Consider the following 20054-nt stretch of genomic DNA (forward strand, 5'->3'; position numbering starts at 1 on the left):
CGCAGCAACGCACCGGACGATGCTTCGCATCGCCGGGAGCGTTGCGGCGCGTCCGGGACACGAGAACCTCTACACTTCCCGCCGGCTCAGGAACGCCAGCCGCTCGAACAGGTGCACGTCCTGCTCGTTCTTGAGCAGCGCGCCGTGCAGCGGCGGGATCAGTTTGCGCGGGTCGCGCTCGCGCAGCTGCTCGGCGCTCATGTCCTCGTTGAGCAAGAGCTTGAGCCAGTCGAGCAGTTCGGACGTCGATGGCTTCTTCTTCAAGCCGGGCACCTCGCGCACCTCGAAGAAGATGCGCAGCGCCTCTTCGACCAGGCGTTTCTTGATGCCGGGGAAATGGACGTCGACGATGCGGCCCATCGTGTCGGCGTCGGGGAATTTGATGTAGTGGAAGAAGCAGCGGCGCAGGAAGGCGTCCGGCAGCTCCTTCTCGTTGTTGGAGGTGATCATCATGATCGGGCGCTGCTTGGCCTTGATTGTCTCGCCGGTCTCGTAGACATGGAATTCCATGCGGTCGAGCTCGAGCAGCAGGTCGTTGGGGAATTCGATATCGGCCTTGTCGATCTCGTCGATCAGCAGCACCGGGCGCTGCTCGCTGGTGAAGGCCTCCCACAGCTTGCCGCGCTTGATGTAGTTCCTGATGTCGGAGACGCGCGCGTCGCCGAGCTGGCTGTCGCGCAGGCGCGACACCGCGTCGTACTCATAGAGGCCCTGCTGCGCCTTGGTGGTGGATTTGATGTGCCAGGTCAGCAGCGGCGCATTCAGCGCCTTCGCAACTTCCTCCGCCAGCACCGTCTTGCCCGTGCCGGGCTCGCCCTTGATGAGCAGCGGGCGCTTCAGCACGATCGAGGCATTGACGGCGACCTTGAGGTCGTCGGTCGCAACATAGTCCTTAGTGCCGGTAAATTTCATTGGGTGTCCTTAGGTAGTTGTCAGCGGGGGGCGCCGGCCCCGGCCGCGACAAAGGAACGGCCGCACATAGCGGCCGTTCCTGGTTCGGTCAGGCTTTCAGACCCGTTTTATCAGCGAAAGGATGACGAGCACAATCACTGCCCCGATCGTCGCGTCCACGATGGCGCCGACCGTGCCGGTGGCGAGCGCAATATGCAGCTGCGGCAGCACCCAGCTCGCGACCAGCGCGCCGATGATGCCCACGACCATGTTGCCGATCAACCCCAATCCCGCCCCGTGGACAATCTTGCCCGCCAGCCAGCCTGCGATCGCGCCGATGATGAGCGCGGCGACAATTCCCATTGCAAACGTCCCCAAGACGGCCCCGTATGGCCGGCAATTCTAGAGCAAAAAGCCACCCGGTCCAGCGTGCCGCGGCGTTCTCCGCCCCTTGACGTTCGGCACCCGACGGGCAATCTGTCACCCATGTTCCTGCAATTCTTCACCTCTCTGCGCGACGCGCAGGTCCCTGTGACGCTGCGCGAATACCTCACGTTGATTGAGGCGCTCGACGCTGACCTCGCGGACTACACGATCGAGAACTTCTACTATCTGTCGCGCGCCTCGCTGGTGAAGGACGAGCGCAATCTCGACAAGTTCGACCGCGTTTTCGGCACGGTGTTCAAGGGGCTGGAAAACCTGCTCGACGCCATGGAGAGGGCGGAGATCCCCGAGGAATGGCTGAAGAAGCTGGCCGAAAAGTATCTCACCGAGGAAGAGAAGAAGCAGATCGAGGCCATGGGCTGGGACAAGCTCATGGAGACGCTGAAGAAGCGCCTCGAGGAGCAGAAGGGCCGGCACCAGGGCGGCAGCAAATGGATCGGTACCGCCGGCACTTCGCCGTTCGGCGCCCACGGCTACAATCCCGAAGGCGTGCGCATCGGCCAGGAGAAGAACCGCAACAACCGCGCCGTGAAGGTGTGGGACAGGCGCGAGTTCAAGGATCTCGACGGCAACGTCGAGCTCGGCATTCGCAACATCAAGGTGGCGCTGCGCCGCCTGCGCAAATTCGCGCGCACCGGCGCGCCGGACGAGCTCGATCTCGACACCACGATCCGCGAGACCGCCAATCACGGCTATCTCGACGTCCACATGCGGCCCGAGCGGCGCAATGCGGTGAAGCTTTTAGTGTTCTTCGACATCGGCGGCTCGATGGATGCGCATATCGAGCAGGTCGAGGAGCTGTTCTCGGCGGCGAAGAGCGAGTTCAAGCACATGGAATATTTCTACTTCCACAACTGCCTCTACGAAGGCGTGTGGAAGCAGAACAAGCGCCGCTTCACCGACCGCACCCCGACCTGGGACGTGCTGCACAAATATCCGCACGACTACAAGGTCGTGTTCGTCGGCGACGCCTCGATGTCGCCTTACGAGATCATGGTGCCGGGCGGCTCGGTCGAGCACGTCAACGAGGAGCCCGGCTCGGTCTGGCTCGACCGCATCATCCGCACCTATCCGCATGCGGTGTGGCTCAACCCGGTGCAGCAGAAGCATTGGGACTATTCGGAATCGACCACCATCATCAAACGCATCTTTGCCAATCGCATGTATCCGATCACGATCGAGGGGCTGGAAGGTGCGATGAAGGAATTGACGCACTGATGCGATCCACCGTCATTCCGGACGGCCGCAGCGCGGCCGATCCGGAATCTCGAGATGGCGTGTGAGGATCGAGATTGCGGGTTCGATGCTGCGCATCGCCCCGGAATGACGGAAGAGAAGAAGGGAACAAACATGCCCCAGACCATCACCCGCGGCATCAAGGCGCTGATCGACGAGGCCAATGCCGAGATCGAAACGCTCTCCGCCAAGGAGGCCATCGAGATCTCCAAGAACGGCGATGTCGTCATCGTCGACATCCGCGATCCTCGCGAGATCGAGCGCGACGGCCGCATTCCCGGCGCGTACGCCTGCACCCGCGGCATGCTTGAATTCTGGATTGATCCGCAGAGCCCCTACGCAAAACCGATCTTCCAGGAGGACAAGAAGTTCGTCTTCCATTGCGCCGGCGGCTTGCGCTCCGCGCTCGCCGCCAAGACGGCGCAGGACATGGGCCTCAAGCCCGTCGCCCACATCGCCGGCGGTTACGCCGCCTGGCGCGATGCCGGTGGGCCGACCGAGCAATGGGTGTCGAAGAAGAAGGGGTGAGGGCCTCGCTTTCTCCACTCGTCATTCCCGCGCAGGCGGGAAATCCAGTACGCCGCGGCCTGTCGGTTGAATCACGGCCGTCTCGGAGTACTGGATCGCCCGGTCCCGGCTCTGCCAAGGCTATGCCGAGGCCCAGGAGTGCTCGGCCCGCCGAAGCCTTGGCGAAGGCGGCAAGCCAGGCGATGACAGCGGAGACGCTGCATCGTCCTCGCTCGCGCGACGCGCGCCCGGAATGACCACAAGGAAGGACCTCTCATGACCGCCACTGACCCCCTCGTCTCCACCGAATGGCTCGCCGCCCACATCGACGATGCCAACGTCAAGGTCCTCGACGCCAGCTTCAAGCTGCCCGGCGTGCTGCCGCTGCCGAAGGACGACTATCTCGCCGCGCATCTGCCGGGCGCCGTGTTCTTCGACGTCGATGCGGTGTCGGATCATTCGAACCCGTTGCCGCACATGTTTCCGAGCGCCGAGCAGTTCGGCCGCGACGTCGGCAATCTCGGCATCTCCAATGCCGATACGGTGGTGATCTACGATGCCGGCGGCTGGGTCGCGGCGCCGCGCGCGTGGTGGATGTTCCTGTCTTACGGCCACAGCAATGTGCGCATCCTCAACGGCGGCCTGAAGAAGTGGCGCGCTGAGGACCGCCCGGTCGAGAGCGGCGAGGTGAAGCCGAAGCCGGCGACGTTCAAGGCGAATTATGATGCAAAGCGCGTGCGCAGCATGCAGCAGCTCATCGCCAATGTCGAAAGCCGGGCCGAGCAGGTGATCGACGCGCGCGCCGCCGACCGCTTCGAGGGCCGCGCGCCGGAGCCGCGGCCGGGCATCCGCTCCGGCCACATTCCCGGCGCCCGCAACGTGCCCTACAATCTGTTGTTCGATGCGGAGACCGGCACCATGAAGCCGCTTGACGAGCTCCGCGCCGCCTTCACCGGCGCCGGCGTCAAGTTGGACGCGCCGATCGTGACGAGCTGCGGCTCGGGCGTCTCGGCCGGCGTGCTGACACTCGCGCTCTATCGCTTGGGGATCACCGACACAGCGCTCTATGACGGCTCGTGGTCGGAATGGGGCCAGGCCGGCGGCCCGCCGATCGCGACCGGGCCGGCGTGACCTTACTGGCGGGTGCGTGTGGCGGTTGTTCCTAGCGTCTGCCGCTGTCCGAACGGATCGAGCTGTTGCTGCAACTGCGGAGGCGGCGGGCGCCGCACCACGCGGTGCCGCTTCTTGGCCTTCGCCTTGCGCTTGGTCGCCTTGCTGTCGGAGGCGCTGCCGCCCGTCTTTGTGCTCTCGGCTTTGGGCTTCGGCGGGGCATCCTTCACCGCCGTCGTCGCCGGGGCGTCTAGCGCGGCCATCTTGGTCGCGGCGACATCGAGCGCCGAGGAGGTCAGGGCAACACTGGAATCAAAGGCAACACTGGAATCAGCCGGTGGCTCGCTGACTGTTACGGCAGCGGCCGGCTGCGTCTCGGGGACCGATGCCATGGTGTCGGCAGGGGTGAGCGTGTCGGCGGTAACCGGCGCTGCGGCGTCCGGTGTGGTCTCCGCCTTGAGGGCTTCGGCGGTCGGAGCCTGGGCCTGAGGCGCGGCTTCAGTGACCTCCGGCTGAACGTCGGTCTCGCTCGTTGCTGCGGCCAGCGGCTCGGGCTCACTCAGCGGCAGCGCGATCGTCGGCACCTGGTCGCGCAGCGACGGTGCGGGATCGGCGGTGATCTCAGGCTCCGCCTGTAAGACCGCGAGCACGGGCTGAGCCGGCTCTGGCGCCTGCGCAAACACCTTCTCCTGCGGGCCGTTTCGCCAGGAGGGGCTGCTGACATACTGCTCATGGCTCGCCCGCAGCAGCGCGGCGGCCCCTAGGCCGAACACCAGGATGGAGGTTGACAGCAGGATCGCGGCAAACAGGAAGCGAAAGCCGGGAAGCATCGAGCGGTTGCGAATTTCCGCCCCGGCGGCCAAATGGCCAGGGCCCAAGAGCCATCTGAACGCGGTGACGGTACTGAGTGCCGCATTCGCCACGCGGGGATCGGAGCTCAAAAAGGTGACGAATCAGGCTGATTCGACCATATCGCAACGCTCGGCATCGCTTCGTTAAATTCGAGGCCGAACACCGCGGCAATTGACGGCGCGATACGATTTCCGCCCCCGTGATGCAACGGGGCAACGGTAGTCTTGCGGATCACAAATCGGCAAATCCGGCGCAAATGAGCCTGATACGTCTTGAATGTGCCGCTATCTTCCGTCATTTGGCCGTTAACGGTCCGATCGGGCTTGGGGACTATACAAGAGCGATGATGATCAAACACTTTCTGACGATATGCGCTGCCGCGACAGTCGCTGCGGCGGGAACCTCGCTCGCTCAAGCTCAGAGCTATCCGGTCCAGCAGGCGCCGGGCTATGGCGCTCCGGCTGAATATCGCCCGGGCGATCGCACGCCGAACTTCGACGCCCTGGACGAAGACGACGACGCGATGCCGCAGGCCTCGCTGCCGCCGCCCGGACCGGCGGACGATCCGCGCTACGGCCGTCCGGCCGGCGCGCCTCCGGTCTATTCGGCCGCCCCGCAGGGCCCGGTGATGTCGCCGGATGATCCGCGTTACGGCCGCCCGGCCGGCGGTCCGCCGGTCTATTCGGCGGCGCCGCCCCAGGCCCCCGTGATGTCGCCCGACGATCCCCGCTACGGCCGGCCCGCCGGTCCGCCGCCGGTGATCTATGCCAATCGTCCGGGTCAGGGCCAGGCACCGGCCAATGACGGCCTGCGTCCGCCGGAGGCCGTTGGTGGTCCCGCCGCGACCGGTACGGTCCAGGCCGGCCAGCCGCCCGTCGGCGCCGATGGCCGGCCGATGACGATCGCGTCGCTACCGCCCGAGGAGCAGCCGGATGCTGCTCCCGCGCAGCTGCCTCAGAACCTGCGCCGCCAGGAAGTCGCGTTCCAGACCAAGGAGCCGGCCGGCACGCTCGTGGTCGATACGCCACACACCTACCTCTATTACGTGCTCGGCAACGGCCGCGCGATCCGCTACGGCGTCCGCGTCGGCCGCGACGGCTTCACCTGGACCGGCGTGCAGAAGATCACCCGCAAGGCCGAGTGGCCGGATTGGCATCCGCCGACCGAAATGATCGAGCGCCAGCCCTACCTGCCGCGCTTCATGGCCGGCGGCCCCGGCAATCCGCTCGGCGCCCGCGCGATGTATCTCGGCTCGACCGTCTACCGCATCCACGGCACCAACCAGCCCTCGACGATCGGCAAGTTCGTCTCTTCTGGTTGCATTGGCATGCTGAACGAGGACGTCTCCGACCTGTTCGACCGCGTCAAGGTCGGCACCCGTGTGGTGGTGCTGCCGGGCGGCCCGTCGCCGGGAACGGCGACCGCATCCGCTGCGCCGACTCCGGGTGCTGCCGGTCCGGCTCCGATGTCCGCCCAGGCCGGTCCCGTCCCGGGCACGCAGCCGACGGTGGTGCCGCCGCTGCCTGCGCCGGTCACCGTGCGCTAAGGCGATCGCTCAAACATCGATCGAGAAACGGCGCGTGCGCTTCGGCCACGCGCCGTAATCATTTGACGCATCCTTCCCGCCACGTCCGCACGTTCGCTCGCTTGAATCCGAGCCGGGATCAACTACGTCCCGGCTGGTTGGCAAAAATGCGAGAAACACAAGATGCGAATCTTTGTTGCGGGCGCCACCGGTGCCGTAGGTCGCAAGCTCGTCCCCCTCCTTGTCGCCACCGGTTATTCGGTCATCGCCTCAACCCGGAGCGCCGCGAAGGCCGGCCGTCTCAAGGAGCTTGGTGCCGAATCCGTCGTTGCTGATGGTCTCGATGCGGAGAGCATGCGCGCGGCCGTAAAGGCGGCACGGCCGGACGTGGTCATCCATGAGATGACCGATCTCGCCTCAGCGACCGATCTGCGGCATTTCGATCGCGTGTTCGCGAGAACCAACGAATTGCGCACCCGCGGAACCGACATTCTGCTCGCGGCCGCGCGCGAGGCCGGCGCCAAGCGCTTCATTGCCCAGAGCTTCTGCGGTTGGACCTTCAGCCGCGACGGGGGAGCGATCAAGACGGAAGCGGATCAGCTTGACCCCCATCCGCCGCAGGAACTTCGCCGCACCCTGGAAGCGATCCAGTATCTGGAGCGCGCGGTGCTGGCATCGACTAGGCCCGAAGGGATCGTGCTGCGTTATGGATTCTTCTATGGCCCGGACACCGGCACGCTGTCGCCGCAGATGAGAGAGCAGCTTCGTCGCCGGCGCGTGCCGGTGATCGGCGATGGCGGTGGCTATTGGTCATTCATTCACACTGAAGATGCCGCCTCTGCGACGGTCGCCGCCATCGAGCGCGGACGCGCAGGCGAGATCTACAACATCGTCGACGACCGTCCGGCCCTGGTCAGGGACTGGCTGCCGGCGCTCGCCGAATTGCTCGGTGCCAAGCCGCCGCTTCACGTGCCCGCATGGCTCGGGCGGCTGCTTGCGGGCGAGCATATGACGGCGATGATGACCGAGGTGCGCGGCGCCTCCAACGCCAAGGCCAAGCGCGAACTGGCTTGGCTGCCGGCACACCCGTCCTGGCGTGATGGCTTTGCCGACGCCGCAAGCTCTTCCGCCGGCCAGCGCTCGGCGGCCTGAGATCATGCTCAACAACGCTGGCAGCGAGACGATGATTATCCCGATTTCATGGCGTTTCAGGCCAGCTTGCGCGGCAGCTCGCCGCCCCTGGTGAAGGCGTCGATCGCCTCGACCATCTGGCCGTAATGGATGCGCAGGCCGTCCGCAGTGGCGTAGCCGAGATGCGGCGTCAGCACGAGGTTGTCGAGCTTGCGGAAGGGATGATCGACCGGCAGCGGCTCGACCGAGAACACGTCCAAGCCGGCGCCTGCGATCTTCCTCTGCTGCAAGGCCTCGAGCAGCGCCTGCTCGTCCACGATCGGCCCGCGCGCGGTGTTGACGAGGAAGGCGGTCGGCTTCATCCGCGCGAGATCCGCAGCTCCAACCAGCCCGCGTGAGCGCTCGCTCAGCACCACATGGATCGTGACGATGTCCGCTTTCGCGAACAGCTCATCCTTGCTGGCGTAGCCGACGCCGGCCTCCTTGCACTTCTCCGGCGTCAGGTTCGGGCTCCAGGCGATCACGTCCATGCCGAACGCCTTGGCGATCCCCGCCATCTTGCTGCCGAGCTTGCCGAGCCCGACGATGCCGAGCGTCAGTCCCTCGATCTCGATGCCGGCAAAGGTCTGCCAGGGCTCGCCGGCATGCATGCGCGCATTCTCGCGGCCGATGCCGCGGGTCAGTTCCAGGATCAGGCCCATGGCGAGCGGGGCGGTCGGATCGCGCGAATATTGCGTGCCGCCGACGGCGACGCCGCGCGCTTTCGCGGCCTCCATATCGATGGCGGCGTTGCGCATGCCAGAGGTCAAGAGCAGCTTCAGCTTCGGCAGCTTGTCGAGCAGGCTCTTCGGAAATGCCGTGCGCTCGCGCATGGCGCAGATGATCTCGAAGTCGGCCAGCGCGCTCGCCGCGGCCTGCTCGGACGCAAATGGGTGGCTGAACACGGTGACGTCGACGCGGTCGGAAAGCTTTGGCCAGTCGGCGACGTCGAGGGCGAGGTTGAAATAATCGTCGAGAATTGCACAGCGCAGCCGCGTCATCAGCATTCATCCATGGCGAGAGGTGACGGCGCGAGCGGGGGCGCCCTCCTCGGAGCCGGGCCATGGTTGCGCGCAATCACGCCTGCGCGCAAGCAGCTCACGTCTTCAAAAATCCGATAGGGACGGGCTCAGAGGTCGCGGGGCTTCAGGCGGAACGGCGCGTCCATGCCGTGCTTGGCGCGCCAGGCCGGGCCGGGGCCGCGCATGTAGTGCAATTCGGGCCGGTACGGGTTGAAGGCGGTGGCGAAGAAGCGCTTCCAGAAGCTCTGGATCTCCGAAACGAATCCGGAGACCTGCCCGACGTCTGCCGGACCAGGGAGAGAGTTGGTCTCGATCATGGCCATGACGCTGTCTCGCTGTGCTCCCCGTTCATTCTGAGCGGGTGGCGCTGTTTCCGCGCGACACCGAGCTTTGGCCTGATTTATTAAAAGATGGTTTCAATTGTCCGGATCGGTGGCCGGATGGTGTCCGTTCCGTATTCAACCGTGGTGAACGGACGGAAAACATTGCCCTTTGGGGGCGGGATCGCTACATCGGCGGCAGCAAATTTCCTCAAATCGAAGGTTTCACGGGACCGATGGCGCGCCAGTTCATCTATTTCATGCAGGGCCTGACCAAGAGCTACCCGACCCGGAAGGTGCTCGATAACGTTCATCTGAGCTTTTACCCGGACGCCAAGATCGGCGTGCTCGGCGTCAACGGCTCGGGCAAGTCGACCCTGCTCAAGATCATGGCCGGCCTCGACAAGGAATACACCGGTGAGGCCTGGGTCGCCGAAGGCGCCCGCGTCGGCTATCTCGAGCAGGAGCCGCAGCTCGATCCCAAGCTTTCTGTGCGCGAGAACGTCATGCGGGGCGTCGCCAAGCAGAAGGCGATTCTCGACCGCTACAACGAACTCGCGGTCAATTATTCGGACGAGACCGCGGACGAGATGACCAAGCTCCAGGACGAGATCGAGGCTCAGGGCCTCTGGGATCTCGACAGCAAGGTCGACCAGGCCATGGACGCGCTGCGCTGTCCGCCCGACGATGCCGATGTGACGAAACTCTCCGGCGGTGAGCGCCGCCGCGTCGCGCTATGCAAGCTGCTGCTCGACCAGCCCGAGCTGTTGCTGCTGGACGAACCGACCAACCATCTCGATGCCGAGTCGGTGTCATGGCTCGAAGGGCATTTGCGCAATTATCCTGGCGCGATCCTGATCGTCACCCACGACCGCTATTTCCTCGACAACGTGACCGGTTGGATCCTCGAGCTGGACCGCGGCCGCGGCATTCCCTATGAGGGCAATTACTCGTCCTGGCTGGTGCAGAAGCAGAAGCGCCTCGAGCAGGAAGGCCGCGAGGACGCCGCGCATCAGAAGACGCTCGCCCGCGAGCAGGAATGGGTCGCCTCCTCGCCGAAGGCGCGCCAGGCCAAGTCCAAGGCGCGCTACCAGCGCTATGAGGAGCTGCTCAAGAAGGCGAGCGAGAAGCAGACCCAGACCGCACAGATCATCATCCCGGTCGCCGAGCGGCTCGGCGCCAACGTGGTCGATTTCGAGGGGCTCAGCAAAGGCTTCGGCGATCGTCTCCTGATCGACGACCTCACGTTCAAGCTGCCGCCAGGTGGCATCGTCGGCGTCATCGGTCCCAACGGCGCCGGCAAAACCACTTTGTTCAGGATGATCACGGGCCAGGAGAAGCCGGACTCCGGCACGATCACGGTCGGCGAGACCGTGCATCTTGGCTATGTCGACCAGTCGCGCGATGCGCTCGACGGCAAGAAGACCGTGTGGGAGGAGATCTCCGGCGGCAACGAATTGATCCTGCTCGGCAAGAAGGAAGTGAACTCGCGCGGCTATTGCTCGGCGTTCAATTTCAAGGGGGCTGACCAGCAGAAGAAGGTTGGCGCACTCTCCGGCGGAGAGCGCAATCGCGTGCACCTCGCCAAGATGCTCAAGTCCGGCGCCAACGTGCTGCTGCTCGACGAACCGACCAACGACCTCGACGTCGATACGCTACGCGCGCTCGAAGAGGCGCTGGAGGATTTCGCCGGCTGCGCTGTCATCATCAGCCACGATCGCTGGTTCCTCGACCGCATCGCGACGCACATTCTCGCGTTCGAGGGCGACAGCCATGTCGAATGGTTCGAGGGCAACTTCCAGGATTACGAGAAGGACAAGATGCGCCGGCTCGGCCAGGACAGCATCATTCCGCACCGCGTGAAGTACAAGAAGCTGACGCGGTGATTCCGGCATGATGTGGCGGGCGCTCATCGCTGCGGTGATCACTGTCACTTGTGGCCTGTCGCCCGCCCGCGCCGCCGACGCAGCCTTCACACAGTTCATCGCCTCGCTGTGGCCTGAGGCGCAGGCCGCCGGCGTCTCGCGCGCGACCTTCGAGGAACAGACGCGCGGGCTCGAGCCCGACTACAAGCTGCCCGATCTGATCCTGCCGGGTCGGCCCGCCACCGGTGCGCCGTCGCAGGCCGAGTTCGTGCAAGTGCCCGCCGACTACGTCAAGGAAGCCTCGATCGCGCGGCTTGCAGGCGAGGGGCAGCGGCTGCTGCAAAAATATCGCACCGCGCTGAACGAGATCGAGAAGAAATCCGGTGTACCTGCGACCGTCATGCTCGCGATCTGGGGCCGCGAGACCGATTACGGCCGCTACACGCTGCCTTACGATCTCGTCCGCGTGCTGGCGACGCAGGCCTATGTCGGACGCCGCAAGGATCAGTACCGCAACGAGTTCATCCTTGCGCTGAAGATCCTCGGTGAGGGCGTGGTGACGCGCAACGACATGCGCTCGTCCTGGGCCGGTGCGACCGGCCTCACTCAGTTCCTGCCGTCCGAATATTACAAGCACGGCGTCGATTTCGACGGCGACGGCCGCATCGACATCTGGCATTCGGTGCCGGATGCGCTGGCGTCCGCTGCGCAGCAGCTCGTCAACAAGGGCTGGCAAAGTGGCGTGCGCTGGGCCTACGAGGTGCAGGCGCCGGCCAAGGTCGATTGCACCACCGGCGTGCCCGAGGTGACGAAGCCGATCGGCCAGTGGCTGCGCGAAGGCTTTGTGCCGGTGCGCGGGCAGAAACTCAGCGCGGCCGAGCAGGCGCAGCCGGCCTCGTTGCTCCAGCCCGAAGGGATCTACGGCCCGTCGTTCCTGACCACGAAGAACTACTTCGTCATCAAGGAGTACAATTTCTCCGATCTCTACGTGTTGTTCGTCGGCCATCTCAGTGACCGCATGACCAGCCCGCTGCCGTTCGCAACACCCTGGTCGGCTTCGAAGCAGTTGCGCACCAAGGACGTCGAGACCATGCAGCGCGGTCTCACGCGCATCGGGCTCTACAAGGACAAGTTCGATGGCAAGGCGGGCATGCAGACCCGCGCCGCCCTCGGCGCCTATCAGAAGTCGGCGGGCCTCAAGGTCGATTGCTGGCCGAACGAAGAGGTGCTGCGCTCGATCCAGGCTGCGCGATAGCGCAGCAAAAGAAAAAGCCCGGCCGAGATGCTCGGCCGGGCTTCGATCGCGGCGCGTCTGAGCGCCACGCGAAGGGATCAGTAGCAGACGCGGACCGGGCGGACGACCCAGCCGTAGCCGTCCCAATATCGCTCACGACGCCAGTAGCAGGGCGCGGGCGGCGGGGGCTCAGCCACGTAAACGGGGCCGCCATAGGCGGGACGGCTCGACGCGATGGCGCCGCCGACGATCGCGCCACCGATCAGGCCGGCCGCGATTCCGGCGCCGACGCCGTCACCGGCTTTGGCCGGCGGGGTGGCGGTGACCAGCGAACCGGCGACCGTCGCAACCGTGAGGGCGGCAACTAAAGTCTTCTTCATGCTCAGGGCTCTCCTGGGAGATGGGCTCCCCTTGTTAGAGGCGCCCGGGTTTCAAAGGTTCACGCACACTCTTATGGAATTGACCGTTGGGCTAGGAAGCGCGCAAATGGTCAATCCACGGTAAACGCGCACGGAGCTGTGACGAGAAAAAGCGGTCTTTTTCAGGCTCCAAGATGAACGGCGCCTCCGTAGTGAACCGGTTCAGGGCGACTCAGCCGCAGACCCTGACGCGGCGGGCGCGCCAAGCGTAGCCGTCCCAGAAGCGCTGCTTCTGCCAGACGCAGCCGCCGCCGTAATAATCGTCGGCGACATAGCCCGGGCCCGGAGCGTAGTAGCGGGGCGGATAGTAGCCGGGCTCGTAATAACCGGGGCCCGGTCCGTAATAATACGGAGACGCCAGCGCGCCACCGACAATGGCGCCGCCGATGATCCCGGCCGCCACGCCCGCAGCGACGCCGCGTTGCGCATGGGCGGGTGCTCCGGCCGTCAGGACCAGAGTGACGATGGCAGCGACTGCCAGGAGCGACTTCTTCATTGGCTTGACCTTTCGCATAATCATGCGGAACTCTTTGGGGCAGAGTTCCATACTTCGCTTGAATGATCAATGAACGGCGCCCTTGCCGGGTACGACCAATTCGTATGGACCGCAGCTCCGGGGCGATGATGAGCAACGCGTTGGCAAATGCATTGATTGCGGCCGGGATCGTCTTCGCGATCGGCTACGGCTGGATCACATATCTGCAGAACCGCGGACGCCGGTCCCGCGCAGCAGCCGCTAGCGACGGAGGCCGTAGCAGCGGCGACGGCTATTCGGGAACGAGCGACGGCTTCTCGCTGGGAGGCTGGTTTTCCAGTGACAGTGCGGGGAGCCCGACTGACGGCGGCAACTGTTCCAGCAGCGGTGGCGGCGGCAGCGGCGGGGATTGCGGGGGCGGCAGCGATGGCGGCGGAGGCGGTGGCGGCGACTAGGTCCGCTGCATCTTGATCCAGCGCAACGCCGTAATTTAGAGCCGTTCTAGGCCGTTTGCGAGCCAGTTTGGAATAGCTTCAAATTCCGCTTTTTCCGTTTGCATCCGGCCGGCCCGTTAAATATCGATAATGACGCATCACCGAAGGGCCTGCCGCTTCCATGATCGTTTGTTCTTGTAACGTGCTCAGCGATGACGACATCCGCGCCGCCGTCGCCGAGTCCGACGACGCCGTGCGCCATGCCAAGCAGGTTTATGGGTGCCTCGGCTGTAACGCCGAATGCGGCCGCTGTGCCCGGACCATCAAAACCATCATCGACGAAGCGCTTGGCCCTTGTGCCCAATCCTGCTGTGCCGGCTGTCCGCACAGCCACACTGTGGCCGCCAACGACGAGACGGTCGAACCCGCTCAGTTCGCGCTCGCAGCCTGCTGAAACTTTCCATATGGTCTGCTGAGCCTTTCTCCGGCTACGTGCCCACGAGCCGGTTGCCCTCGCCCGCAAACTCATTTAGAAGCATTCTAAATTCGGTTTAGGGCCGATTTGGACTGCAAGAGCTGGAGTGAACCATGCAGGGCGACGCAAAGGTCATCGAATATCTCAATAAGGCACTGCGTCACGAACTGACTGCGATCAACCAGTATTGGCTGCATTACCGTTTCCTCGACAATTGGGGCCTGCTGGACATGGCCAAGGTCTGGCGCAAGGAGTCGATCGAGGAGATGGAGCATGCCGACAAGCTCACCGCGCGCATTCTGTTCTTCGACGGCTTTCCGAACATGCAGGTGCTCGATCCCTTGCGCATCGGCCAGAACGTCAAGGAGATCATCGAATGCGACCTCGCCGCCGAGATGAGCGCCCGGGCGCTCTACCAGGAAGCAGCGACCTACTGCCATGGCGTCAAGGACTACGTCACGCGTGATCTGTTCGAGAAGCTGATGAGCGACGAGGAGCACCACATCGATTTCCTCGAAACCCAGCTCGACCTGATCGGCCGTATTGGTATCGAGCTCTACACGCAGAAGCACGTCGGCGGGCTCGAAGGCGAGGGGCATTAATCTGGCGCGTTCGCGCTGCATTCCCCACTGTCGTCCCGGCCTTCGCCGGGACGACACCGGTTGCGCCAGCTACAGCTGCGTCTTGTAGAGCTCCTCCACGGTCTCCTGACTCTGCGGCTCACCGAGGCTGGTCTGCTCGTGGATGATTTCGACGATGCTCGGCATCACCGAGCGCTGCACCTTCTCCGGTGACCAAAGCTTCGAGCGCATCAGCGCCTTGCCGCAATGGAAATAGACCTCGCTGACGGCGACGTTCAGCACGGCGCGCGGCGGCTTGCCGAATTCCACCATCGAGGCGAGCAGATCCGGATCGGCCGACAACGTGCCACGTCCGCCGACGCGCAGCGTCTCGTCGATCCCTGGTACGAAGAACAACAGGTGCACGAAGCCCGAGCCTTCGACGACGTTGCGAAAACTGTCGATCCGGTTGTTGCCGGAGCGGTCGGGCATCAACAGCTGGTTGGGACCGGCAACGCGGACGAAGCCGATGCCGCCGCCGCGGGGCGAAGCGTCGACGCTGCCGTCCGCTCCCGATGTCGCGAGCACGCAGAACGGCGACATCTCGATGAATTTTTTCGCATGCGCATCGATCGCGGGCCGCGCTTTCGCAATGACGCGCGGCGATGGCTTGGCATAGATGGTTGCGAGGTCTTCGGCGCAAAGATCGGTCAACGGCATGCCTCCGCTTCTGGTTTGCCTCAAGCTACCCGATCAGGCGCCTCCAGCCAACGAAATCCATCGCGCTAAACCGCATCTGCCGGCGAAAGGCGCGCGATTGCCCTGCGCGTCGGTTCGTATCGTTGGCGCGATTAAGTCCGAGCTGTCAGCGCAATGCATGTTCAAATCATATGCGGCGTCGAGGCGCCGCCTATGATGCCTGGCGAGATGAGGGCGCGTGTGGCGCTCCTACATCGTCCGCTGCGGCGCCGTCTGCAGAAATTGCCGGATCTGCTCGCTGTAGAATTTCGCATTGCCGGTAGTGCCGTGGCCGCGCGTTTCAGTGCTCGCTGGGATCAGGAAGAGTCGGCCGTTCTTGACCCGCTTCATCGCAGCGTCCGTAATGCCAGTCTCGGGCGGGTTGCGCTCGTCGTCGGCGGAATTGATCAGAAGCAGCGGGGCTTCGATTTGCTCCAGCTTCTCCCCGGCATTGTAGTCATGCGAGGACTCCCACTGATAAACGAAGTCGTTGGCATCCGCAGTGATCGGCGTCGCGAGCCGATCGTCGACGATCTTGTCTGCTTTCGCTGCTGTCGGCGCCTGCTGCTGATAGGCCAGCGTGCCACCGATGCTGGCGATGCCATAGGCGGTGATGGCGTATTTCATCATGCGCGGCTGGCTGGTGTAATTGCCGCCATTGTAATCGGGATCGTTGCGGATGGTGTCGAGCATGATCCGCCGCAGCATCCAGTTGCGGGAGGCCATCTCGGTCGGCTGCGAGGCCATCGGGATCAGCGCGTCCATCGCGCTCGGGTATTTTTCGCCCCACAGCCAAGTGTGCATGCCGCCCATCGAATTGCCGATGACGAGCCGCAGATGCTTGATGCCGAGGCCCTCCGTCACCAGGCGATGCTGCGCCTCGACCATGTCGTCGTAATTGTACTTCGGAAATCTCGTCTTCATGCCGTCGGACGGCTTTGATGATTTGCCATGGCCGATGCTGTCGGGAATGATGATGTAGTATTTGGAGGCGTCGAGCGGTTGCCCTGGGCCGAACAGCTCGCCGGCAAAGGCGGGCGACAGCATGCTCGCGCCCGAGCCGCCTGTTCCGTGCAGCACCAGCACGGGCTGGCCGCTCGGTTCGCCCACGGTGGTGTAGTGCAGCTTCAGCTCCGGCATGGTCTCGCCGGTGTGGAACTTGAAATCCCTGGCGATCCAGTCGCCCTGGTTGGGCGCCGGATAATCGGCTGCCCATGCTGACGTCGAGATGGAAAGCAGAACGGCCGACAAGGCCGCGCAAGAAGCCTTCATGTTTCTCTCCCCATGCGGCACGTATTGGGCGGCCGCGTTGCCGCGGAACTTAACAGAAGTGCGGGGAAGGATGTAGGATTTCGCCGTTGCCGACCGTCCTGGGGGATATATCCGGAGAGACTGCATGTGCCGCAACATCAAGACGCTGTTCAACTTCGAACCACCGGCGACGGAGGACGAGATCCACGCCAGCGCGCTCCAGTTCGTGCGAAAGCTGTCCGGCTTCAACAAGCCGTCGCAGGCCAATGAGGAGGTGTTCGAGCGCGCGGTGGCGGAAGTCTCGGAGGCGGCGCGGCGGCTGTTGGCCTCGCTGCACACCCATGCGCCGGCGCGCGACCGCGAGGTCGAGGCGGAAAAGGCAAAGGAGCGCTCGCGGCTGCGGTTCGGATAGGGATTCCGGATGCCCATTCCGTGATCTGGCTCACGGAAGCAAGAATCCTACTGCGCGATGATGACCGCCGGGATTTTGACAGCCCGGAGCAGGATCATGAGCCGCCTCCTTCTTCCTCTGAAAGCAGGTGCCATCGTCCTCACGGTGCTGTGGACTGCCTGGATGATGTGGTGGGGCGGCTCGTTCTCGAGCGTGAACATGATCATCCTCGCCCTGTGCGGCGCCGCAGTAGGCTATCTCTGGTATCGCGCCATGCGCTGGCAGTTCGAGCGCATGGGCATGCTGCCGCGACGCGAAAACAAGGAATAGGGTGTCTGCTAACCCTTGTTGCCGTGCTTCTTCTTTTTCTACTTTTTCCTATCGACCTCGTCTTCGCCGCCGTCGCTCTCGTCATCGGCGGTCGGCTCGTCTGTCTCCTGCACGGCGGCCTCCAGAGCCTCGCGCTCGGCGGCTTCACGCTCGCGCTGGCGGCGGCGTTCGTCCCAGGCGTCGAAGAGCTGCTCGAGCCACGGCAGTACCTGTTCGATCGATCGCAATTGACCGGGCGGCCCGGCCTCGCCACGCGGGCCTTGCGGCCCTGCCGGCCCCTGCGGTCCGACAGGCCCCTGCGCGCCGGCCGGTCCGCGCGGACCGGCTTCGCCTTGCTTGCCTTGCGGACCGGGGTTGCCTGGCGGTACCGCGCGCTAATCCTGATAGGCGGGCACGTCGATTCCGGAGGCGGCATAGAGCCGGATCTTGTTGCGCAGCGTGCGCACCGACAGGCCGAGCACGCGCGAGGCACGCGTGCGGTTGCCGTCGCAGCGCGCCAGGGTCTGGAGCACGAGCTCGCGCTCGACTTCGTCGACGGTCGCGCCGATCAGCAACGGAACGATCTGGTTGGGTGCAAGGAATTGCGCGTCCGGCTGGGACGCGGCGACATGAACCGTGGTCATCAACATACTCCCCGATCAACGCCCGCTTCCATCATTGGAAGCGGATCGAGAACAAACGACCCCCAAGCCGTAGATGTACGGTGGTCGGGTTTGGTTAATGAAAGGTTAACCGTGGACGATCGCACCAATTGACCTCACCAATGCCGCGAAGCCGCCGCGATTGGCGCGGGATGGGAGCTGATCCGGGTCGATCTCGCGTCACACACCGCGTCATCATCCGCGAAAGCGGATGGGCGATGACAGCGCGTATATGGATGCAGCTTGGTCCCTCGTTCACACCGTCCGATATCCGCCGTCCACCATCACGATCGTTCCCGTGACAAAGGCCGACAGATCCGAGGCCAAGAAGATTGCCGGTCCCACGATGTCCTCGGGCTTGCCGGTGCGCGCCAGCGGGGTGTGATCGACGAAGGCTTGCACCAGCGTCGGATTGGTCGCGCGCACATTGGCGTTGATGTTGGTCTCGATGAAGCCGGGCCCGATCGCGTTGACGCGCACGCCTTCCTTGCCGAGCTCGACCGCGAGCGCCTTGGTGAAGCCGAGCACGCCGTGTTTCGAGGTGGTATAGGCCGCCGAGCTCGGCGTGCGCAGATGCACGAAGGACTGGATCGAGCCGATATTGACGATGCGGCCTTTGCTCGCGCGCAAGGGCGCGAGGAACGCCTGCGTCATGTTGAAGACGCCGTTGAGATTGAGCGAGATAATGTCGTTCCAATCCTTCGCCACCGTCTCCGTCTCCGCGGTGAAGGCGTTGCGGCGGGTGATGCCGGCATTGTTGACGAGGATCGAGACCTGCCCGACCTTGTCGGCGACTTGCTGTGCCAGCACGAAGCAATCCTCGCGCCTGGTCACGTCCAGCGCAAAGCTCTCGGCCTTGCCGCCGGCTTTGCGGATCTCCTGCGCGGCCTCCGCGACCGTGTCGGCATTGACGTCGAGCAGCACCACTTGCGCGCCTTCCCGCGCGTAGCCGGCCGCAATCGCCCGGCCGATGCCGGAACCGGCGCCGGTGATGACGGCGATGTGGTTTGCGAGCAACGCCATGACAGTTTCCTCCCGATTTCTTTGTGAAGTTTCACGAAAAGCTAACTCGAAATTAAGGGGTCGGAAACGGCGGCCTTGGCATACTGATCTTGATTGCTAAACGTTGCGCGCATGATGGAACGGCTTGAATCCTGGAAACTGGCGCTCGAGCGCCTGCGGTCGGCGCAGTCTGCCGATTGGGCCGAGGCGGGCCGCTTGGTGGCCGAGATCGCGCGGATGAGCAGTGACGTCACGCTGCGCCAGGCGGCGGAGCAGGCGCTGCCGGTGCTGCGCCAGGCCGTGGACAATGACGATCACAGCGTCACGCTGGCGGCCCAGCGCCGCGTCGGTGTGGTCCTCGATGTCATTCATGATCTGACCGCACCGCGCTTCGGTCGCCGCAATGGCATGCCGAAGAAGCTGTCGCGCGAGGATCGCGCCCGCAAGGTGCTCGGCCTGCCGCTCGCCGTGCAGCTCACTTGCGAGGACATCAACCGGGCCTATCGTCGCGCCGCCAAGGACATGCATCCCGACCATGGCGGCAGCGCGCAAGCCTTCATCGACCTCGCCGCCGCGCGCGACATCCTGATTCATCCCGGTGCGCACAAGGACGCGTGAGAGCGGGTCAGCTCACGTTCACGCAAAAAAAGGCCGGGCAAGAACGCTGGCGTCCTTGCCCGGCTCTTCGTCGGCCGATCGAATCGTTACCAGGTGCAATGGCCGTTCCTGAGCGCCTGATCTTTCACCATCAACGCATCGCCGAACGTCGGTACGGTCGCGCTGACGCGGGCATAGTCGGAAGGCCAGGGCGTCGTCGGGATGCTCTCGTCCCAGATCTGGCAGAAGCCGGTGTCCTGCCAGCGGATCAGGTGATAGCCGGCCTCGGCAGGGCTCGCAGCGACGAACGCAGTGACGGCAAGACCGACGGCAGCGCAGAGCACGGAAATACGATGCATGATCAGCTCCTCAAAATGAAAGATGGATGCGCCTCCCGACAATGACGGGGAGGGGCGGTGCGGGACGTTTTTGGCATACGCCCCGGCAAGATGTGAGTAGGTCCGCCGGCCGATCAGGTTCAAAGCGGACACGCGGGACAATGCGTGAATTTGGCCCGGAAAACGCGAGCCTCTTCCGAAAAGAAAAGGGCGGATCGCTCCTGCGA

The 20054-nt window shown here is 64.3% G+C and carries 26 protein-coding genes; 13 read left to right on the top strand and 13 right to left on the bottom strand.

Annotated features, from left to right (window positions below; genetic code table 11):
• Positions 1-69: 69 nt before the first annotated feature.
• Positions 70-912 carry a MoxR family ATPase gene (locus IVB12_RS04470; RefSeq protein ID WP_247296026.1) on the bottom strand — a complete coding sequence of 281 codons (843 nt, stop codon included), beginning with the start codon at positions 910-912 and terminating at the stop codon, positions 70-72.
• Positions 913-1008: 96 nt separating this feature from the next.
• Positions 1009-1254 carry a GlsB/YeaQ/YmgE family stress response membrane protein gene (locus IVB12_RS04475; protein ID WP_247296028.1) on the bottom strand — a complete coding sequence of 82 codons (246 nt, stop codon included), beginning with the start codon at positions 1252-1254 and terminating at the stop codon, positions 1009-1011.
• 123 nt (positions 1255-1377) lie between these two features.
• Between IVB12_RS04475 and IVB12_RS04480 the strand changes: the two genes are divergently transcribed.
• The 3 genes from IVB12_RS04480 (at position 1378) to sseA (ending at position 4209) form a co-directional block, all read left to right on the top strand.
• Complete coding sequence (locus tag IVB12_RS04480; RefSeq protein ID WP_247296030.1) at positions 1378-2553, top strand: VWA domain-containing protein; 1176 nt, start codon at positions 1378-1380, stop codon at positions 2551-2553.
• A 132-nt stretch (positions 2554-2685) separates the two neighbouring features.
• On the top strand, positions 2686-3099 hold the full coding sequence (locus IVB12_RS04485) for a rhodanese-like domain-containing protein (protein ID WP_247296032.1): 414 nt from the start codon (positions 2686-2688) through the stop codon (positions 3097-3099).
• Positions 3100-3354: 255 nt separating this feature from the next.
• Positions 3355-4209 (top strand): 3-mercaptopyruvate sulfurtransferase, encoded by an 855-nt coding sequence (gene sseA, locus IVB12_RS04490; RefSeq protein ID WP_247296034.1) that lies wholly within the window; start codon positions 3355-3357, stop codon positions 4207-4209.
• 2 nt (positions 4210-4211) lie between these two features.
• Here the strand turns inward: sseA and IVB12_RS04495 are convergent, their stop codons facing one another.
• Positions 4212-5018, bottom strand: a complete 807-nt coding sequence (locus IVB12_RS04495; RefSeq protein WP_247296036.1) for a hypothetical protein — start codon at positions 5016-5018, stop codon at positions 4212-4214.
• Between the two features lie 368 nt (positions 5019-5386).
• Here IVB12_RS04495 and IVB12_RS04500 point away from each other — a divergent pair, with 368 nt between their 5' ends.
• Positions 5387-6586, top strand: a complete 1200-nt coding sequence (locus IVB12_RS04500; RefSeq protein ID WP_247296037.1) for a L,D-transpeptidase — start codon at positions 5387-5389, stop codon at positions 6584-6586.
• A gap of 162 nt (positions 6587-6748) precedes the next feature.
• Entirely contained in the window at positions 6749-7717 is a 969-nt protein-coding gene (locus IVB12_RS04505; protein ID WP_247296039.1) for an NAD-dependent epimerase/dehydratase family protein, read from the top strand.
• 56 nt (positions 7718-7773) lie between these two features.
• Here IVB12_RS04505 and IVB12_RS04510 read toward each other — a convergent pair whose 3' ends face one another.
• Both IVB12_RS04510 and IVB12_RS04515 read right to left on the bottom strand, forming a co-directional pair.
• Positions 7774-8736, bottom strand: coding sequence for a D-2-hydroxyacid dehydrogenase family protein (locus IVB12_RS04510; RefSeq protein ID WP_247296041.1), 963 nt, complete (start codon positions 8734-8736; stop codon positions 7774-7776).
• A 128-nt stretch (positions 8737-8864) separates the two neighbouring features.
• Positions 8865-9080, bottom strand: a complete 216-nt coding sequence (locus tag IVB12_RS04515; RefSeq protein WP_247296042.1) for a hypothetical protein — start codon at positions 9078-9080, stop codon at positions 8865-8867.
• Between the two features lie 233 nt (positions 9081-9313).
• Here IVB12_RS04515 and ettA point away from each other — a divergent pair, with 233 nt between their 5' ends.
• Positions 9314-10963 carry an energy-dependent translational throttle protein EttA gene (gene ettA, locus IVB12_RS04520; RefSeq protein WP_247296044.1) on the top strand — a complete coding sequence of 550 codons (1650 nt, stop codon included), beginning with the start codon at positions 9314-9316 and terminating at the stop codon, positions 10961-10963.
• Between the two features lie 7 nt (positions 10964-10970).
• Positions 10971-12197 carry a lytic murein transglycosylase gene (locus tag IVB12_RS04525; protein ID WP_247296046.1) on the top strand — a complete coding sequence of 409 codons (1227 nt, stop codon included), beginning with the start codon at positions 10971-10973 and terminating at the stop codon, positions 12195-12197.
• Positions 12198-12274: 77 nt separating this feature from the next.
• Here IVB12_RS04525 and IVB12_RS04530 read toward each other — a convergent pair whose 3' ends face one another.
• On the bottom strand, positions 12275-12556 hold the full coding sequence (locus tag IVB12_RS04530) for a hypothetical protein (RefSeq protein WP_247296048.1): 282 nt from the start codon (positions 12554-12556) through the stop codon (positions 12275-12277).
• Positions 12557-12767: 211 nt separating this feature from the next.
• Complete coding sequence (locus IVB12_RS04535; protein WP_247296126.1) at positions 12768-13091, bottom strand: hypothetical protein; 324 nt, start codon at positions 13089-13091, stop codon at positions 12768-12770.
• Between the two features lie 125 nt (positions 13092-13216).
• On the opposite strand from IVB12_RS04535, the gene IVB12_RS04540 reads away from it, so the two are divergent.
• The 3 genes from IVB12_RS04540 (at position 13217) to bfr (ending at position 14581) form a co-directional block, all read left to right on the top strand.
• Positions 13217-13525 carry a hypothetical protein gene (locus tag IVB12_RS04540; protein ID WP_247296129.1) on the top strand — a complete coding sequence of 103 codons (309 nt, stop codon included), beginning with the start codon at positions 13217-13219 and terminating at the stop codon, positions 13523-13525.
• 160 nt (positions 13526-13685) lie between these two features.
• Positions 13686-13958: a (2Fe-2S)-binding protein gene (locus tag IVB12_RS04545; RefSeq protein ID WP_247278405.1), complete on the top strand. Its 273-nt coding sequence runs from the start codon at positions 13686-13688 to the stop codon at positions 13956-13958.
• A gap of 134 nt (positions 13959-14092) precedes the next feature.
• The gene (bfr, locus tag IVB12_RS04550; protein ID WP_247278406.1) at positions 14093-14581 is read left to right on the top strand and encodes a bacterioferritin; all 489 of its coding nucleotides are present in this window, start codon (positions 14093-14095) and stop codon (positions 14579-14581) included.
• 69 nt (positions 14582-14650) lie between these two features.
• Here the strand turns inward: bfr and IVB12_RS04555 are convergent, their stop codons facing one another.
• Positions 14651-15253 carry an MSMEG_1061 family FMN-dependent PPOX-type flavoprotein gene (locus tag IVB12_RS04555; RefSeq protein WP_247296132.1) on the bottom strand — a complete coding sequence of 201 codons (603 nt, stop codon included), beginning with the start codon at positions 15251-15253 and terminating at the stop codon, positions 14651-14653.
• Between the two features lie 234 nt (positions 15254-15487).
• The gene (locus IVB12_RS04560) at positions 15488-16549 is read right to left on the bottom strand and encodes an alpha/beta fold hydrolase (RefSeq protein ID WP_247296051.1); all 1062 of its coding nucleotides are present in this window, start codon (positions 16547-16549) and stop codon (positions 15488-15490) included.
• A 124-nt stretch (positions 16550-16673) separates the two neighbouring features.
• Between IVB12_RS04560 and IVB12_RS04565 the strand changes: the two genes are divergently transcribed.
• Both IVB12_RS04565 and IVB12_RS04570 read left to right on the top strand, forming a co-directional pair.
• Positions 16674-16940, top strand: a complete 267-nt coding sequence (locus IVB12_RS04565) for a DUF2277 domain-containing protein (protein WP_247278408.1) — start codon at positions 16674-16676, stop codon at positions 16938-16940.
• A 96-nt stretch (positions 16941-17036) separates the two neighbouring features.
• Positions 17037-17249, top strand: coding sequence for a hypothetical protein (locus IVB12_RS04570; RefSeq protein ID WP_247296053.1), 213 nt, complete (start codon positions 17037-17039; stop codon positions 17247-17249).
• A 38-nt stretch (positions 17250-17287) separates the two neighbouring features.
• On the opposite strand, the gene IVB12_RS38315 is transcribed toward IVB12_RS04570, so the two are convergent.
• The 3 genes from IVB12_RS38315 to IVB12_RS04590 all read right to left on the bottom strand — a co-directional run bounded on the left by IVB12_RS38315 (position 17288) and on the right by IVB12_RS04590 (position 18913).
• Complete coding sequence (locus tag IVB12_RS38315) at positions 17288-17476, bottom strand: hypothetical protein (RefSeq protein WP_247296055.1); 189 nt, start codon at positions 17474-17476, stop codon at positions 17288-17290.
• A 147-nt stretch (positions 17477-17623) separates the two neighbouring features.
• On the bottom strand, positions 17624-17872 hold the full coding sequence (locus tag IVB12_RS04585; protein ID WP_247278411.1) for a helix-turn-helix domain-containing protein: 249 nt from the start codon (positions 17870-17872) through the stop codon (positions 17624-17626).
• Between the two features lie 273 nt (positions 17873-18145).
• Entirely contained in the window at positions 18146-18913 is a 768-nt protein-coding gene (locus IVB12_RS04590; protein ID WP_247296057.1) for an SDR family oxidoreductase, read from the bottom strand.
• A gap of 111 nt (positions 18914-19024) precedes the next feature.
• Between IVB12_RS04590 and IVB12_RS04595 the strand changes: the two genes are divergently transcribed.
• Entirely contained in the window at positions 19025-19510 is a 486-nt protein-coding gene (locus tag IVB12_RS04595) for a J domain-containing protein (RefSeq protein ID WP_247296059.1), read from the top strand.
• Positions 19511-19596: 86 nt separating this feature from the next.
• Here the strand turns inward: IVB12_RS04595 and IVB12_RS04600 are convergent, their stop codons facing one another.
• A complete protein-coding gene (locus tag IVB12_RS04600) occupies positions 19597-19848 on the bottom strand; it encodes a hypothetical protein (protein ID WP_247296061.1) in 252 nt (83 codons plus the stop codon).
• Between the last annotated feature and the right edge of the window lie 206 nt (positions 19849-20054).

This window comes from Bradyrhizobium sp. 179 (assembly GCF_023073535.1).
Lineage (GTDB): Bacteria > Pseudomonadota > Alphaproteobacteria > Rhizobiales > Xanthobacteraceae > Bradyrhizobium.

Excerpts from the sequence above, each read along its gene's own strand:
- IVB12_RS04510 (WP_247296041.1), bottom strand. The coding sequence starts at position 8,736 with ATGACGCGGCTGCGCTGTGCAATTCTCGACGATTATTTCAACCTCGCC.
- IVB12_RS04585 (WP_247278411.1), bottom strand. The coding sequence starts at position 17,872 with ATGACCACGGTTCATGTCGCCGCGTCCCAGCCGGACGCGCAATTCCTT.
- IVB12_RS04565 (WP_247278408.1), top strand. The coding sequence starts at position 16,674 with ATGTGCCGCAACATCAAGACGCTGTTCAACTTCGAACCACCGGCGACG.
- IVB12_RS04560 (WP_247296051.1), bottom strand. The coding sequence starts at position 16,549 with ATGAAGGCTTCTTGCGCGGCCTTGTCGGCCGTTCTGCTTTCCATCTCG.
- IVB12_RS04475 (WP_247296028.1), bottom strand. The coding sequence starts at position 1,254 with ATGGGAATTGTCGCCGCGCTCATCATCGGCGCGATCGCAGGCTGGCTG.
- IVB12_RS04480 (WP_247296030.1), top strand. The coding sequence starts at position 1,378 with ATGTTCCTGCAATTCTTCACCTCTCTGCGCGACGCGCAGGTCCCTGTG.
- IVB12_RS04505 (WP_247296039.1), top strand. The coding sequence starts at position 6,749 with ATGCGAATCTTTGTTGCGGGCGCCACCGGTGCCGTAGGTCGCAAGCTC.
- IVB12_RS04500 (WP_247296037.1), top strand. The coding sequence starts at position 5,387 with ATGATCAAACACTTTCTGACGATATGCGCTGCCGCGACAGTCGCTGCG.
- IVB12_RS04570 (WP_247296053.1), top strand. The coding sequence starts at position 17,037 with ATGAGCCGCCTCCTTCTTCCTCTGAAAGCAGGTGCCATCGTCCTCACG.
- IVB12_RS04495 (WP_247296036.1), bottom strand. The coding sequence starts at position 5,018 with ATGCTTCCCGGCTTTCGCTTCCTGTTTGCCGCGATCCTGCTGTCAACC.
- IVB12_RS04540 (WP_247296129.1), top strand. The coding sequence starts at position 13,217 with ATGATGAGCAACGCGTTGGCAAATGCATTGATTGCGGCCGGGATCGTC.
- IVB12_RS04525 (WP_247296046.1), top strand. The coding sequence starts at position 10,971 with ATGATGTGGCGGGCGCTCATCGCTGCGGTGATCACTGTCACTTGTGGC.
- ettA (WP_247296044.1), top strand. The coding sequence starts at position 9,314 with ATGGCGCGCCAGTTCATCTATTTCATGCAGGGCCTGACCAAGAGCTAC.
- IVB12_RS04595 (WP_247296059.1), top strand. The coding sequence starts at position 19,025 with ATGATGGAACGGCTTGAATCCTGGAAACTGGCGCTCGAGCGCCTGCGG.
- IVB12_RS04590 (WP_247296057.1), bottom strand. The coding sequence starts at position 18,913 with ATGGCGTTGCTCGCAAACCACATCGCCGTCATCACCGGCGCCGGTTCC.
- IVB12_RS04545 (WP_247278405.1), top strand. The coding sequence starts at position 13,686 with ATGATCGTTTGTTCTTGTAACGTGCTCAGCGATGACGACATCCGCGCC.
- IVB12_RS04600 (WP_247296061.1), bottom strand. The coding sequence starts at position 19,848 with ATGCATCGTATTTCCGTGCTCTGCGCTGCCGTCGGTCTTGCCGTCACT.
- IVB12_RS04485 (WP_247296032.1), top strand. The coding sequence starts at position 2,686 with ATGCCCCAGACCATCACCCGCGGCATCAAGGCGCTGATCGACGAGGCC.
- IVB12_RS04515 (WP_247296042.1), bottom strand. The coding sequence starts at position 9,080 with ATGGCCATGATCGAGACCAACTCTCTCCCTGGTCCGGCAGACGTCGGG.
- IVB12_RS04470 (WP_247296026.1), bottom strand. The coding sequence starts at position 912 with ATGAAATTTACCGGCACTAAGGACTATGTTGCGACCGACGACCTCAAG.
- IVB12_RS04530 (WP_247296048.1), bottom strand. The coding sequence starts at position 12,556 with ATGAAGAAGACTTTAGTTGCCGCCCTCACGGTTGCGACGGTCGCCGGT.
- bfr (WP_247278406.1), top strand. The coding sequence starts at position 14,093 with ATGCAGGGCGACGCAAAGGTCATCGAATATCTCAATAAGGCACTGCGT.
- IVB12_RS04535 (WP_247296126.1), bottom strand. The coding sequence starts at position 13,091 with ATGAAGAAGTCGCTCCTGGCAGTCGCTGCCATCGTCACTCTGGTCCTG.
- sseA (WP_247296034.1), top strand. The coding sequence starts at position 3,355 with ATGACCGCCACTGACCCCCTCGTCTCCACCGAATGGCTCGCCGCCCAC.